This window comes from Acidovorax sp. Root217 (assembly GCF_001428645.1).
GTDB lineage: Bacteria > Pseudomonadota > Gammaproteobacteria > Burkholderiales > Burkholderiaceae_C > Acidovorax.
This window is the reverse complement of the sequence record NZ_LMIH01000013.1, coordinates 1-13445: the sequence shown is the minus strand read 5'-3', so window position 1 is coordinate 13445 and position 13445 is coordinate 1. Positions and strand designations below refer to the sequence as shown.

Here is a 13445-nt window from a genome sequence, read left to right as displayed (position 1 = left end):
TCAACGGCCTCCAGAGACGTCTAAAAATGACATGGTGGTGTAGGGCGATGCATCGGACATCAGCCACACGATGGCCTGGGCCACCTCGTCGGCCGTGCCGCCGCGCTGCATGGGCACCTGGTGGGCCAGGTCCTGCACCCGGTCGGGCAGGCCGCCGCTGGCGTGGATGTCGGTCTCGATGAGTCCCGGTCGCACGGCATTCACCCGGATACCCTCGGCCGCCACCTCGCGCGCCAGGCCGATGGTGAAGCTGTCGATGGCGCCTTTGCTGGCCGCATAGTCCACATACTGGTGGGCCGAGCCCAGGCGCGAGGCGGCGCTGGACACATTGACGATGGAGCCACCCGTGCCGCCATGGCGCGTGCTCATGCGCCGCACCGCCTCGCGGGCGCAGACGATGGCGCCGATCACATTCGTTTCGAACATGCGGCGCAGGCGCGCCACGCCCATCTCGTCCACGCGGGCCGTCACGTCCACCACCCCGGCGTTGTTCACCAGGGCCGTGAGGCGACCGAGCTGTGCATCGACCGCTGCAAACATGGCCAGCACCTGCTCTTCATGGGACACATCGCCCTGCACGGCGATGGCCTGGCCGCCTTGGGCGCGGATCTGCTGCACCACGGCCTCGGCGGCGGCCTGGTTGGCCAGGTAGTTCACGGCAACGGCCCAGCCCTGGCGGGCGGCCAGCACGGCGGTGGCGGCGCCAATGCCCCGGCTGCCCCCGGTAATCAATGCGACTTTGTCCAAATCGGCGTCTCCTGCAAGAATGGGGCATTACAGCATTGCCGGGAACCTTTGCGGGGCCTGGTTAGCCCCCTTCCATTCCCCATCTGTCTGGTTTTTTCGTCTTCAAGGAGTTGCACCATGGGCCAATTTTTCGATCTGAAGTCCGCCGACGGCTTCGTCTTTCCCGCCTGGGTGGCCGAGCCCGATACCGCACCACGCGGAGCCGTGGTCGTGCTGCAGGAGATCTTCGGGGTCAACTCGCACATCCGCGCCGTGGCCGACCGCTTTGCCGCGCGGGGCTACGTGGCCGTGGCGCCTCCCACCTTCCACCGCGTGCAGCCTGACGTGGAACTGGGCTACACGCCCGAGGACATTGCTGCTGGCGCAGCCCTCAAGGCGGCCGTGGAAGGCCTGCCCAGCCCCGGCGTGCTGCCCGACATCCAGGCCGCCATCGATCACGCGGCCGAGCGCAGCAGCCGCAAGGTGGGCATCGTGGGCTTTTGCTGGGGCGGCCTGCTGACCTGGCGCTCGGCCTGCCTGCTCAAGGGCCTGTCGGCCGCCGTGCCCTACTACGGCGGTGGCATCACCACCGAGACCGAGATGGCGCGCCAGCCCCAGGTCCCCGTGCTGGCGCATTTCGGCCGGCGCGACAAACACATCCTGATCGACGGCGTGCAGGCCTTCGCGCGCACGCACCCCGAGGTGGAAGTGCATATCTACGAGGCCGACCACGGCTTCAACTGCGACCAGCGCGGCAGCTACGACGAGGCCTCGGCCCTGGCCGCGCGCGACCGCACGCTGGCTTTCTTCGACAAGCACCTGGGCTGACGCCATGGCCTGCAGCTTCCTGCGCGGTTTCGTGGCGTTGGCGCTGGGCGGGTTGGCCTGCGCATCCCAGGCGGCCGACTACACCGGCCCTTTGTTCGACTCGCACCTGCACTACAACGAGGAGGCCTGGAACGGTGCGGCCGGCCCGCACCCACCGGCCGACGTGCTGGCACGCATGCAGGCATCGGGCGTGCGCGCCATCGTGGCCAACTCGCGGCCCAACACCGGCTCGCAGGCCCTGGCCGCTTCACGCGAGGTGCGCGAGGCCGGCATCGCCGTCGTGCCCTTCGTGCGCCTGTACCGCAACCGCGAGGACTACAGCAACTGGTTCCGCGACGAGACCATCTACGAGATGGTGCTGGCCGAGCTGGCCAAGGGCACGGCCTCCGGCCCCTACAAGGGCATCGGCGAGTTCCACCTGTACGACAGCGCCAATGCCGATGGCCCCGTGGCCAAAAAGCTCATGGTGCTGGCCGAGCAGCGCGACCTGGTGGTGCTGGCGCATGTGGACGATGCCGCCATCGACCTGCTCATGGCCAACACCCCGTCCAAGGGCCAGAAGCTGCGCCTGGTCTGGGCGCACACGGGCATCGGCGGTGCGCCGGTAGAGCGGGTGGACGCACTCATGGCGCGCTACCCGGGCCTGGTGGGCGAGCTGTCGTACCGCCCCGGCCTGGTGTGCGACGACAACCAGCTGTGCCCGGCCTGGCGCGCCTTGCTGCTCAAGTACCCCACGCGCTTCGTGGTGGGGTCGGACACCTGGGTCAACCAGCGCTGGCAGCACTACGAAGGCCTCATGAAGGGCTACCGCACCTGGCTGGGTGGCCTGCCACCAGCCGTGGCGCAGGGTGTGGCGTTTGGCAACAGCGCTGCCCTGTTCGGGGTGCCCGTGCCACGCAAATAGGGCTTTGGGGCGCGCTGTCGCCTATGATTTCCGTGCCGGCGTGGCGCGGCCAGGGCTTTCCTGGCGCGCCGCAGCCTGCATTGCGGAGACAAGTCCTTGAAAACCATAACAACCCTGTTGATCCAACCCGCGCGTCCAACTACGCACATTGCCTGTGCGTTGGCCCTGGCTGCCGCCAGTCTGTGCACACTGGCACCCGCCATGGCTGCCCCGGCCTTCGGGCCCACCCAGACCGTGCAGGGCACGCCGCTGGTGCTGCAAGGCGCGGGCACGCGCTACCGCGCCGTGTTCAAGGTCTACGACATGGCGCTGTACCTGCCGCGCAAGGTCCGCACGGCCGAGGAGATTCTGGCCACCACCGGCGCCATGCGGCTGGATTTTGTCGCCCAACGCGACATTCCGGGCACGGACCTGGGGCTGTCTTTCATCAAGGGCCTGTCTGCCAACGCCACGCCCGACCAGATCCGGCGCCACACGCCGTCGAGCAACCGCCTGGTCGAGATCTTCTCGGGCCGCACCAAGCTGGCATCGGGCGACACCTTCGCGATGGAGTTCGTGCCGGGCAAGGGCACCACCTTCTACATCCAGGGCCAGGCCCAGGGCGCGCCGGTGGGCGATGCCGAATACTTCGGCATGGTGCTGCGCATCTGGCTGGGGGCCGCGCCGGTGGACAGCCAGCTCAAGGACGCCTTGCTGTCCTCCGGCGCCAACTGACCTGCCCCCCGCCCCGAACGCGGGGCGTGTCGGCAAGGGCTTTCAGGAGCCTGTCCGGGCCAGGTAGCGCTTGCGCCAGAACACCGCAATCAGGAGGGTGGCGATGGTGATCATGGAGCCCATGGCCCACCAGAAGCCGTCCTGCTTGTGCACCAGCGGGATGAACTCGAAGTTCATGCCGAAGATGCCGGCAATCAGGTTCAGCGGCAGGAACACCGCCGTGAGCGCCGTCAGCGTGCGCATGATGTCGTTGGTGCGGTTGCCCTGCATCGAAAAATGCATCTGCACCGTGGTTTCGGTGCTTTGCTCCATGCGCCGCACATGGTGCACCACGCGCTCAATGTGCTCCAGCACGTCGCGGCTGCGCACCTTGAGCAGGTCCAGGTCGCGCATGCCGGCGGGCGTCTGGGGCGTTTCCCAGGTCTCCAGCGCGTCGATCCAGTCCTGCACGGCGGTGCGCTGGTCTTCGCAGATCTCGTCCAGTGCGTGCAGCGCCAGGCGTGCCTCCAGCAGCGAACTCCAGTTGACGTTGCGTGCCCGGGGCTTGAGCAGCTCGGTCTGCCAGTGATCGAGCTCGCGCGAGAGTTCGCGGCGCAGGTCCAGGTAGCCATCCACCATGAGGTTCACCACGCGCAGCATCAGGTCGGCCGGCGAGGTGGGCTTGCGCGAACCGGAGGCGGTGGGATTGGCCCGGCCTTCGCGCGGGTCCATGGGGGCTGGCGCCAGCAGGCGCGCCGCATAGGCGTCGCGCACGCTGCAGTCGCCAGGATGCACCGTCAGCAGCACCCGGTCGAACACGGCGAACCCCACCGGGCTGGTGTCGATGCGCCGCAGCACGGGCGTGCCGCCGCGCCGGTGCGTGGCCTTCGCCGTGTCAGCGCTGTCCTCCGAAGGCACCGTGGCCAGGCGGCGGAACACCAGCAGGTCGTATTGCGAGGTGTAGTCGTAGTGCGACGGCAACTGCCCGTTGAGCAGGTCGGAGACATGCAAATCCACCAACTGCAGGCCGGTCAGCCGCTGCAGGGCACCCTGGACCTCGGCCAGTTGCGCCTGGAAGGCCGGGCGCGCGCAGGCAATCCAGAAAAAGCCCTGCTCTGGCGGCGCATGGGGCAGGACGTCCAGTTCCTGGACCCCACTGCTCTGGATATGGAAGATACGCATCAATGCCCGGTGTTTGGATGTCTGTGAAAGGTGGCGGCGCCCTGGTGGTGCCGCAGGGTGCTATCGCTTGAGGAGCAAGCGGGCGGCGTCTCGGGCAAAGTAGGTCAGCACGCCATCGGCACCCGCACGCTTGAAGGCCAGCAGGCTTTCCATCATCACCGCGTCGTGGTCCAGCCAGCCATTGGCGGCGGCTGCCTTGAGCATGGCGTATTCACCGCTTACCTGGTAGGCGAAGGTGGGCACGCCGAACTCGTCCTTCACGCGGCGCACCACGTCCAGGTAGGGCATGCCGGGCTTGACCATCACCATGTCGGCGCCTTCGGCGATGTCCTGGGCCACCTCGCGCAGCGCCTCGTCGGTGTTGCCGGGGTCCATCTGGTAGACGTTCTTGTCCGCCTTGCCCAGGGCGCCGCGCGTGCCCACCGCATCGCGAAAGGGGCCGTAGAAGGCGCTTGCGTACTTGGCGCTGTAGGCCATGATGCGCGTGTGGATGTGGCCCTGCACCTCCAGCGCCTCGCGGATCGCGCCGATGCGCCCGTCCATCATGTCGCTGGGGGCGACGATGTCCACACCCGCTTCGGCATGCGTGAGCGCCTGGCCGGTGAGGATCTCCACCGTGTCGTCGTTGATGATGTAGCCGGTGTCGTCCAGCACGCCGTCCTGCCCGTGGCTGGTGTAGGGGTCCAGCGCCACATCGGTCATCACGCCCAGGGTGGGGAATTCCTTCTTCAGGGCGCGCACCACGCGCGGGATCAGGCCGTCGGGGTTCAGGGCTTCCTTGCCATCGGGCGTCTTCAGGGCCGCGTCAATGGCCGGGAACAGGGCCAGCACCGGGATGCCCAGCTGCACGCAGTCCTCGGCCACGGGCAGCAGCAGGTCCAGGCTCAGGCGGTCCACCCCCGGCATGGACAGCACGGCCTCTCGCCGGTTCTCGCCTTCGTGCACGAACACCGGGTAGATCAGGTCGTGCGGGGTGACGCTGTGCTCGCGCACCAGGTTGCGGGTGAAGGCGTCGCGGCGCAGGCGGCGCGGGCGGTTTTGCGGAAAGGGGGCGGGGCTTGGGAGGTGCATGGGGAAAATTGTGCCTCAAGCGCGCCCACCAAGGCTGCGAGAGGGCTGCTGCCGGAGTTGTCAAACCCTGCTTGTATGCCCCGCAGGCTGGTGCTAAATTGGTTGCGGGCAGCTTGCTGTCCCCCGCTTTTCCTCCCTGAGCGGGGCCCTGGGCTGCCGTAATGCGGGCAGGGCTTTCGAAGCCCGGCAGCTTTTGCCGGGCTTTTTTTTGGGGCTTGCCTGCCTTGCCTTCTCTGCGTACGCGTCGCCAGGACTTGTTCAGCGTTCCCTTAAACTGCAGCCATGCTCTGGGTCAAAGCCTTCCACATCGTCTTCATCGCCAGCTGGTTCGCCGGCCTGTTCTACCTGCCGCGCATCTTCGTGAACCTGGCCATGGTGGCACCGGGCTCGGTGGCCGAGCGGGAGCGCCTGATCCTCATGGCGCGCAAGCTGCTGCGCTTCACCACCTTCCTGGCGGTGCCCGCGCTGGCCCTGGGCCTCTGGCTGTGGCTGGGCTATGGCATCGGCCGCGGGCCGGGCAACGGCTGGATGCATGCCAAGCTGGCCGTGGTGGTGCTGGTCATCGGCTACCACCACGCCTGCGGCGTGCTGCTGCGCAAGCTGGCCGATGGCAGCAGCCGCCGCAGCCACCGGTGGTTCCGCTGGTTCAACGAGGTGCCAGTGCTGCTGCTGGTGACCGCCGTGGTGCTGGTCGTGGTCAAGCCTTTCTGACAGCATCAGAGCGTCCGTGTACAAAAGCTCGGCCGGCCCCCTCGCGCTGATCTATGCGGCGCTGATTGTCTTTGCCAGCCTGTTTCCGTTCGACGGCTGGCGTGCGCAGGGCATCGATCCCTGGGTGTTTCTCGTGGCCCGCATGCCACCGCCGTATTGGACGGGGTTTGACGTCACCTCCAATTTCATCGGCTATGCGCCCCTGGGTTTCCTGCTGGCGCTGGCATTGATGCGCATGCGCTGGCGCTGGGGTGCCTGGGTGCTGGCCACGGTTGCAGGTGTGCTGCTGTCGCTCAGCCTGGAGTTTCTGCAGATCTACCTGCCCCGGCGCGTGCCCTCCAACATGGACCTGGCGCTCAACTCGGCAGGCACGCTGGTGGGTGCGCTCACGGCTGCGGCGCTGGAGCGCCTGGGGGCCATTGACCGCTGGAGCGATTTCCGCGACCGCTGGTTCGTGCAGGACGCGCAGGGCGCGCTGGTGCTGCTGGCGCTGTGGCCGCTGGCCCTGCTGTTCCCTGCCGCCTTGCCGTTCGGCCTGGGGCAGGTGCTCGAGCGGCTGGAGGGGGCCCTGGTCGAGATACTGGCCGACACCCCGTTCCTGGACTGGCTGCCCATGCGCGACACGGATCTTGATCCCCTGTCCCCCGGCGGCGAGCTGCTGTGCGTGACGCTGGGTCTGCTGATTCCCTGTCTTTTGGGCTACTGCGTGATCCGCCAGGCATCGCGCCGGGCGCTGTTCGCTCTGGCTGTGGTGGTGGTGGGCGTGGTGCTCACGGCGCTGTCGGCGGCGCTGAGTTGGGGCCCCGCCCATGCGTGGGAATGGATGGGCCTGCCCGTGCGCGTGGGCGTGTGGAGCGCGCTTGCTCTTGCGGTCTTGCTGCTGGCTTTGCCCCGGCGCGCCTGCGCGGCCGTGCTGCTGCTGGTGCTGGTGTGGCACCTGGGGCTGCTCAACCAGGCGCCGACCAGTGCCTATTTTGCCCAGACCCTGCAGGCCTGGGAGCAGGGGCGCTTCATCCGCTTCTACGGCCTGGGCCAGTGGCTGGGTTGGGTCTGGCCCTATGCGGCACTGGCCTATGTGGTTGTGCGCGTGGCCCGGCGCGACGGCCCGGCCTGAACGCCTTTTGGGGGTTATGGGCATAGGCCGTGCAGGGCGCCGCTTCTAGAATGGCGGCATGACCGACACCTCCACGACAACGGCACCGGCGGCACAGCCGGGCTACTACCAGCGTCACATCTTCTTTTGCCTGAACGACCGCACCAACGGCGAAGACAGCTGCGCCCACCACGGTGCGCAGGCCGCCTTCGACCGCTGCAAGTCGCAGGTGAAGGCCGCCGGCCTGTCCGGCGCCGGCAAGGTGCGTGTGAACAAGGCGGGCTGCCTGGACCGCTGTGCGGGCGGGCCAATCGCGGTGGTCTACCCCGAGGCAGTCTGGTACACCTTCGTGGACAGCGCCGACATCGACGAGATCGTCGAATCGCACCTCAAGAATGGCCAGGTGGTGGAGCGTTTGCGCACGCCGCCGGAACTCGGCCGCTGATTCGCATTCAGAGCGCTGTTGTCCTTCCTGATTCCAGGCTGCCTGCATTGCCTTGTATGCGCAGACTGCTATTGACCTGGTAGCAAATTTTCGTGAATTCCCAGACCGAACGCCTGACCCTCACCGGCGCCGCCGGCGCCATCGAGGCGGTGCGCGACGCCGCCGTGCTGCCCGAGGGCGCGGCCCCGCGCGGCATTGCCGTCATTGCCCACCCCCACCCGCTGTTTGGCGGCACCATGGACAACAAGGTGGTGCAGACCCTGGCGCGGGCCTTCGTGCACAGCGGCTGGACGGCGGTGCGCTTCAACTTCCGCGGCGTGGGTGGCAGCGCCGGCACGCACGACGAGGGCCGGGGCGAGGCCGAGGATTTCCTGGAGGTGGTGCGCCAGGCTGCGCCCGAGGGGCCGTTGGCCCTGGCCGGCTTCTCGTTCGGCGCTTTCGTGACCAGCCACGCGCTGGCGCGCCTGTGGGGCGAGCGTGCCATCGAACGGGTGGTGCTGGTGGGTACGGCTGCCAGCCGCTTTGCCGTGGCGCCCGTGCCCCCCGAAGCGCACGAACGCACCCTGGTCGTGCATGGAGAACAGGACGACACCGTGCCCCTGGCCGCCGTGATGGACTGGGCGCGGCCCCAGATACTCCCTGTGACAGTCGTCCCCGGTGGGGGGCATTTCTTTCACGGACAATTGCCACTTCTCAAAAACCTGGTGACCCGCCACCTGCTGGCTGGCGCCTGAGCTTCCCGGGCCACCGCGCGCATTGCGCGCGGCTGCATGCCGCTTCGGGCCGTCTCCCGCCGCCTTCTGCTGTTTTCTTTCCTCTTCTCACCCGAATGCTTGTTTCCATGAAGTCCTTATTGCACACGCTGCGCTCCGTCCTCCTTGCTGCGGTGCTCGCGCCAGCCGCCCTGTGGGCGCAGGTGCAGGCCCCTCAGCCACCGGAGATCGCCGCGCGCAACTACCTGCTGCTTGATATCACGGCTGGGCAGGTGCTGGCAGCCAAGGACATCGATGCGCCAGTGGAGCAGGCTTCGCTGACCAAGCTGATGACCGGCTACCTGGTGTTCGATGCCCTGCGTGCCAAGAAGATCGCCCTCGACCAGAAGCTGCCGGTGAGCGTGCTGGCCTGGAAGATGCCCGGCTCGCGCATGTTCATCGATCCCAAGATGCAGGTGCCGGTGGACGACCTGATCAAGGGCATGATCGTGCAGTCGGGCAATGACGCCACCATGGCCCTGGCCGAAGGCGTGGGCGGCACGGCCGAGAACTTCGTAAAGCTGATGAACGACCAGGCCAAGGCCCTGGGCATGAAGAACACCGCCTACAAGAACCCCGAGGGCCTGACCGAGCCCGGGCATACCACCACCGCACGCGACCTGGGTGTGCTGGCCAGCCGGCTCATGAAGGACTTCCCGGAGTACATGCACTACTACGCCACCAAGCAGTACAGCTACCCGGGCACACCCGTCTCCAACGGCAACAACCGCAATTCCCTGCTGTTCCGCGACCCGACGGTGGATGGCCTCAAGACCGGCCATACCGCCGCCGCCGGGTACTGCCTGGTGGCCACCTCCAAGCGCGACTTCCCCAATGTCGGCCAGCGCCGACTGCTGTCCATCGTGCTGGGCGCCGCCAGCGAGAATGCCCGTGCCAATGAAAGCCAGAAGCTGCTGAACTGGGGCTACACCGCCTTCGAGGCGGTCAAGCTGTTCGACGCCGGCCAGCCCGTGGCCACCCCCGCTGTCTGGAAGGGCACGGAAAACACCCTCAAGATCGGCCGTGCGGAGGCCATCGTGGTGGCCGTGCCCTCGGGCAGCGGCGGCAAGATCAAGACCGAGATCGCCCGCCCCGACCCCCTGGTGGCACCCTTTGCCAAGGGCCAGGCGGTGGGCTCGCTGAAGGTGGTGCTGGGCGAGCAGACGCTGGCCGAGGTGCCTCTGGTGGCGCTCGATGGCGTGGCGCAGGCCGGCATTCTGGGCCGCGCCTGGGATGCCATCCGCCTCTGGATAAAGTAAGGCTACCCCTTGGAAGGGGAAAGGCGCCCCTGCGGCGGGGCGGCCCTTGCACGGCGGCACTGGCCTGGGCCGCGCGCTTTCAATGGCTGGTGGCGGTGCTTGAGTGTCAGGCCCCGGGAAACCTGGGGGCAAAGTCGACTGCTGCTTGCCCACCGAGACCCATGCTGCTACATTAGAAGGCTTTTCGGAAATTCCGAAGGGTTTCACGTTTTCGTTTTTTACGTTTAGGGACGTATTCATGCCAACCATCAATCAACTAGTCCGTCAGGGGCGCGAGGTCGAAAAGATCAAGTCCAAGAGCCCTGCGATGGAAAACTCTCCTCAGCGCCGCGGCGTGTGCACCCGTGTGTACACCACGACGCCAAAGAAGCCTAACTCCGCTCTGCGCAAGGTCGCCAAGGTTCGCCTGACCAACGGCTTCGAAGTCATTTCCTACATCGGCGGTGAAGGCCACAACCTGCAGGAACACAGCGTGGTGCTGGTTCGTGGCGGTCGTGTCAAGGACTTGCCCGGTGTGCGTTACCACATCGTGCGCGGTTCGCTCGACTTGCAAGGCGTGAAAGACCGCAAGCAGTCGCGCTCCAAGTACGGCGCCAAGAAGCCAAAGGCCAAGTAAGCCCTGGCGGTTGTGTCTCCATCGGTGTTTGATTCGCCTGGCAGGCGCAGTCAAACGAAGTGACCCCAAGCGCGGATTGTTCCGTGTGGGTCGAGTAAGTGGGGTTCTGAATGAATCTCGCGGTGTCTGAAAAGATGCCAACTGAAGCAATATGAGGTGAAAAATGCCACGTCGTCGCGAAGTCCCCAAACGTGAAATTCTGCCGGATCCCAAGTTCGGCAATGTAGAGCTGTCCAAATTCATGAACGTGATCATGGAAGGCGGCAAGAAAGCTGTTGCAGAGCGCATCATTTACGGTGCCCTGGAACTGATCGAGAAGAAGCACCCTGACAAGGACCCGCTGGAAGCCTTCACCGTTGCCATCAACAACGTGAAGCCCATGGTCGAAGTGAAGTCCCGCCGTGTGGGCGGTGCCAACTACCAGGTGCCAGTCGAAGTGCGCCCTGTCCGTCGCCTGGCCCTGTCCATGCGCTGGATCAAGGAAGCGGCCCGCAAGCGCGGCGAGAAGTCGATGGCCCAGCGTCTGGCCAACGAGCTGCTCGAAGCGACCGAAGGCCGTGGCGGTGCCATGAAGAAGCGTGACGAAGTTCACCGCATGGCCGAAGCCAACAAGGCTTTCAGCCACTTCCGCTTCTAAATCGACGAACTGCTTTCGTCGCCAATCGCAAGGCTGCCGGCATTTTTGCCTGCAGCCTTGTGGCGATTGAGGTGGTCACAAAATTGACGGGTTGCAGCGCCACAATGCTGGGCCCCTCCCCTGAATAACACGACCCATCCAAGGATCCACCATGGCTCGCAAGACTCCCATCGAGCGCTACCGCAATATCGGTATCTCGGCCCACATTGACGCTGGCAAGACCACGACCACCGAACGCATCCTGTTCTACACGGGCGTGAGCCACAAGATTGGTGAAGTGCACGATGGCGCTGCCACCATGGACTGGATGGAACAGGAGCAAGAGCGCGGCATCACGATCACCTCGGCTGCCACGACCTGCTTCTGGAAGGGTATGGACAACTCCTACCCCGAGCACCGTTTCAACATCATCGACACCCCCGGCCACGTGGACTTCACCATCGAAGTGGAACGTTCGATGCGCGTGCTCGACGGCGCCTGCATGGTGTACTGCGCCGTGGGCGGCGTGCAGCCCCAGTCGGAAACCGTCTGGCGCCAGGCCAACAAGTACAAGGTGCCACGCCTGGCCTTTGTGAACAAGATGGACCGTACCGGTGCCAACTTCTTCAAGGTCTATGACCAGATGAAGCTGCGCCTGAAGGCCAACCCCGTGCCCGTGGTGATCCCGATCGGCGCAGAAGACACATTCACCGGCGTGGTCGACCTGCTCAAGATGAAGGCCATCATCTGGGACGAAGCGTCCCAGGGCATGAAGTTCAGCTACGAAGAAATTCCTGCCGAGCTGCTGGCATCCGCCAAGGAATGGCGCGAAAAAATGGTCGAAGCTGCGGCTGAAGCCTCTGAAGAGCTGATGAACAAGTACCTGGAAGAGGGCGACCTCACCGAGGACGAGATCAAGTTCGGCCTGCGCACCCGTACCATCGCCACGGAAATCCATCCGATGCTGTGCGGCACCGCGTTCAAGAACAAGGGCGTGCAGCGCATGCTCGACGCCGTGATCGACTACCTGCCCGCGCCTACGGACATCGCAGACGTGACCGGTACCGATGAAGACGAAAACCCCGTGACCCGCAAGGCGGATGACGGCGAGAAGTTCTCGGCCCTGGCATTCAAGCTGATGACCGACCCGTTCGTCGGCCAGTTGACCTTCGTGCGCGTGTACTCCGGCGTGCTCACCAAGGGCGACACCGTCTACAACCCCATCAAGGGCAAGAAGGAACGCATTGGCCGTATCGTGCAGATGCACGCCAACGAGCGCCAGGAAGTCGAAGAAATCCGCGCCGGCGACATCGCTGCCTGCGTGGGCCTGAAGGACGTGACGACCGGCGAAACGCTGAGCGACATCGACTCCCAGATCATTCTGGAGCGCATGGTGTTCCCCGAGCCTGTGATCACGCAGGCTGTGGAACCCAAGACCAAGGCCGACCAGGAAAAGATGGGCATCGCCCTGCAACGCCTGGCTGCCGAAGATCCATCGTTCCGCGTGAAGACCGACGAAGAGTCGGGCCAGACCCTGATCGCCGGCATGGGCGAGCTGCATCTGGAAATCATCGTCGACCGCATGAAGCGTGAATTCGGTGTGGAAGCCAACGTGGGCAAGCCCCAGGTGGCTTACCGCGAAACCATCCGCAAGACGGTGGAAGAGGCCGAAGGCAAGTTCGTGCGCCAGTCCGGCGGCAAGGGCCAGTACGGTCACGTCGTGCTCAAGATCGAACCCAACGAAGTGGGCAAGGGCATCGAGTTCGTCGACGCCATCAAGGGCGGTGTGGTTCCTCGCGAATTCATCCCGGCCGTGGAAAAGGGTATCAACGAAGCCGTGACGCAAGGCGTCCTGGCCGGCTACCCCGTGGTGGACGTCAAGGTCACGCTGCACTTCGGTTCGTACCACGATGTGGACTCGAACGAACTGGCGTTCAAGATGGCTGCCATCTTCGGCTTCAAGGAAGGCTGCCGCAAGGCCAACCCGGTCATCCTGGAACCCATGATGGCCGTGGAAGTGGAAACGCCTGAAGACTACGCCGGCAACGTGATGGGCGATCTGTCCTCGCGTCGCGGCATGGTGCAAGGCATGGAAGACATTCCTGGCGGTGGCAAGGCCATCCGCGCCGAAGTGCCCCTGTCGGAAATGTTCGGCTACTCGACCACGCTGCGCTCGGCCACGCAAGGCCGCGCCACGTACTCGATGGAATTCAAGCACTACAGCGAAGCGCCTCGCAACGTGTCGGAAGCCATCATGGCTGCCCGCGCCAAGTAAGCAGTTCGCAGGGACTGCCGCCAGCACCTGGTTTCAGGTGCCGGCGGCACCACCCTCCCCACGCAAGATTTTTGCAGTCTGCGATCCGGTGCCGCCCCGTTGCCTGTGCAGGGCGAACCAGCAATCGGATGCAGACGTTAAACCACAACACAGGCATCGCTCTTTGGAGAATTGAAAAATGGCAAAAGGTAAATTCGAACGCACCAAGCCCCACGTCAACGTGGGCACGATCGGCCACGTGGACCATGGCAAGACGACCCTGACGGCGGCCATC

The 13445-nt window shown here is 65.5% G+C and carries 15 protein-coding genes; 12 read left to right on the top strand and 3 right to left on the bottom strand.

Translation table 11 applies throughout. From position 1 onward, the window contains the following. On the bottom strand, positions 1–747 hold the full coding sequence (locus tag ASE31_RS14795; protein WP_057202597.1) for an SDR family oxidoreductase: 747 nt from the start codon (positions 745–747) through the stop codon (positions 1–3). Between the two features lie 117 nt (positions 748–864). On the opposite strand from ASE31_RS14795, the gene ASE31_RS14790 reads away from it, so the two are divergent. From ASE31_RS14790 to ASE31_RS14780, 3 genes are all read left to right on the top strand, one after another. Then, positions 865–1554, top strand: coding sequence for a dienelactone hydrolase family protein (locus ASE31_RS14790; protein WP_057202596.1), 690 nt, complete (start codon positions 865–867; stop codon positions 1552–1554). Positions 1555–1558: 4 nt separating this feature from the next. Beyond that, a complete protein-coding gene (locus ASE31_RS14785; protein ID WP_057202595.1) occupies positions 1559–2458 on the top strand; it encodes an amidohydrolase family protein in 900 nt (299 codons plus the stop codon). A gap of 201 nt (positions 2459–2659) precedes the next feature. Continuing rightward, on the top strand, positions 2660–3172 hold the full coding sequence (locus tag ASE31_RS14780) for a chalcone isomerase family protein (protein WP_157412500.1): 513 nt from the start codon (positions 2660–2662) through the stop codon (positions 3170–3172). Positions 3173–3214: 42 nt separating this feature from the next. On the opposite strand, the gene ASE31_RS14775 is transcribed toward ASE31_RS14780, so the two are convergent. Together ASE31_RS14775 and hemB are read right to left on the bottom strand one after the other, a co-directional pair. Further along, a complete protein-coding gene (locus ASE31_RS14775) occupies positions 3215–4333 on the bottom strand; it encodes a magnesium transporter CorA family protein (RefSeq protein ID WP_057202593.1) in 1119 nt (372 codons plus the stop codon). Positions 4334–4393: 60 nt separating this feature from the next. Continuing rightward, positions 4394–5404 carry a porphobilinogen synthase gene (gene hemB, locus ASE31_RS14770; protein WP_057202592.1) on the bottom strand — a complete coding sequence of 337 codons (1011 nt, stop codon included), beginning with the start codon at positions 5402–5404 and terminating at the stop codon, positions 4394–4396. Between the two features lie 282 nt (positions 5405–5686). Here hemB and ASE31_RS14765 point away from each other — a divergent pair, with 282 nt between their 5' ends. The 9 genes from ASE31_RS14765 to ASE31_RS14725 form a co-directional block, all read left to right on the top strand. Then, positions 5687–6115 (top strand): CopD family protein, encoded by a 429-nt coding sequence (locus ASE31_RS14765; RefSeq protein ID WP_057202591.1) that lies wholly within the window; start codon positions 5687–5689, stop codon positions 6113–6115. Positions 6116–6131: 16 nt separating this feature from the next. Further along, on the top strand, positions 6132–7229 hold the full coding sequence (locus ASE31_RS14760) for a VanZ family protein (protein WP_057202590.1): 1098 nt from the start codon (positions 6132–6134) through the stop codon (positions 7227–7229). A gap of 58 nt (positions 7230–7287) precedes the next feature. Then, positions 7288–7653, top strand: a complete 366-nt coding sequence (locus ASE31_RS14755; protein ID WP_057202589.1) for a ferredoxin — start codon at positions 7288–7290, stop codon at positions 7651–7653. A 92-nt stretch (positions 7654–7745) separates the two neighbouring features. Continuing rightward, positions 7746–8387, top strand: a complete 642-nt coding sequence (locus ASE31_RS14750) for an alpha/beta hydrolase (RefSeq protein ID WP_057202588.1) — start codon at positions 7746–7748, stop codon at positions 8385–8387. Positions 8388–8494: 107 nt separating this feature from the next. Then, positions 8495–9664 carry a D-alanyl-D-alanine carboxypeptidase family protein gene (locus ASE31_RS14745; RefSeq protein ID WP_057202587.1) on the top strand — a complete coding sequence of 390 codons (1170 nt, stop codon included), beginning with the start codon at positions 8495–8497 and terminating at the stop codon, positions 9662–9664. A gap of 238 nt (positions 9665–9902) precedes the next feature. Then, positions 9903–10280 carry a 30S ribosomal protein S12 gene (gene rpsL, locus ASE31_RS14740; protein ID WP_007851137.1) on the top strand — a complete coding sequence of 126 codons (378 nt, stop codon included), beginning with the start codon at positions 9903–9905 and terminating at the stop codon, positions 10278–10280. 163 nt (positions 10281–10443) lie between these two features. Beyond that, on the top strand, positions 10444–10917 hold the full coding sequence (rpsG, locus tag ASE31_RS14735; protein ID WP_005798541.1) for a 30S ribosomal protein S7: 474 nt from the start codon (positions 10444–10446) through the stop codon (positions 10915–10917). A gap of 151 nt (positions 10918–11068) precedes the next feature. Beyond that, the gene (gene fusA, locus ASE31_RS14730) at positions 11069–13171 is read left to right on the top strand and encodes an elongation factor G (RefSeq protein WP_057202586.1); all 2103 of its coding nucleotides are present in this window, start codon (positions 11069–11071) and stop codon (positions 13169–13171) included. Between the two features lie 178 nt (positions 13172–13349). Then, positions 13350–13445 (top strand): GTP-binding protein (locus ASE31_RS14725; RefSeq protein ID WP_033470817.1); only part of this gene is annotated, 96 nt, incomplete at its 3' end.

Excerpts from the sequence above, each read along its gene's own strand:
- ASE31_RS14790 (WP_057202596.1), top strand. The coding sequence starts at position 865 with ATGGGCCAATTTTTCGATCTGAAGTCCGCCGACGGCTTCGTCTTTCCC.
- ASE31_RS14785 (WP_057202595.1), top strand. The coding sequence starts at position 1,559 with ATGGCCTGCAGCTTCCTGCGCGGTTTCGTGGCGTTGGCGCTGGGCGGG.
- ASE31_RS14780 (WP_157412500.1), top strand. The coding sequence starts at position 2,660 with ATGGCTGCCCCGGCCTTCGGGCCCACCCAGACCGTGCAGGGCACGCCG.
- ASE31_RS14775 (WP_057202593.1), bottom strand. The coding sequence starts at position 4,333 with ATGCGTATCTTCCATATCCAGAGCAGTGGGGTCCAGGAACTGGACGTC.
- hemB (WP_057202592.1), bottom strand. The coding sequence starts at position 5,404 with ATGCACCTCCCAAGCCCCGCCCCCTTTCCGCAAAACCGCCCGCGCCGC.
- ASE31_RS14765 (WP_057202591.1), top strand. The coding sequence starts at position 5,687 with ATGCTCTGGGTCAAAGCCTTCCACATCGTCTTCATCGCCAGCTGGTTC.
- ASE31_RS14755 (WP_057202589.1), top strand. The coding sequence starts at position 7,288 with ATGACCGACACCTCCACGACAACGGCACCGGCGGCACAGCCGGGCTAC.
- ASE31_RS14745 (WP_057202587.1), top strand. The coding sequence starts at position 8,495 with ATGAAGTCCTTATTGCACACGCTGCGCTCCGTCCTCCTTGCTGCGGTG.
- rpsL (WP_007851137.1), top strand. The coding sequence starts at position 9,903 with ATGCCAACCATCAATCAACTAGTCCGTCAGGGGCGCGAGGTCGAAAAG.
- rpsG (WP_005798541.1), top strand. The coding sequence starts at position 10,444 with ATGCCACGTCGTCGCGAAGTCCCCAAACGTGAAATTCTGCCGGATCCC.
- fusA (WP_057202586.1), top strand. The coding sequence starts at position 11,069 with ATGGCTCGCAAGACTCCCATCGAGCGCTACCGCAATATCGGTATCTCG.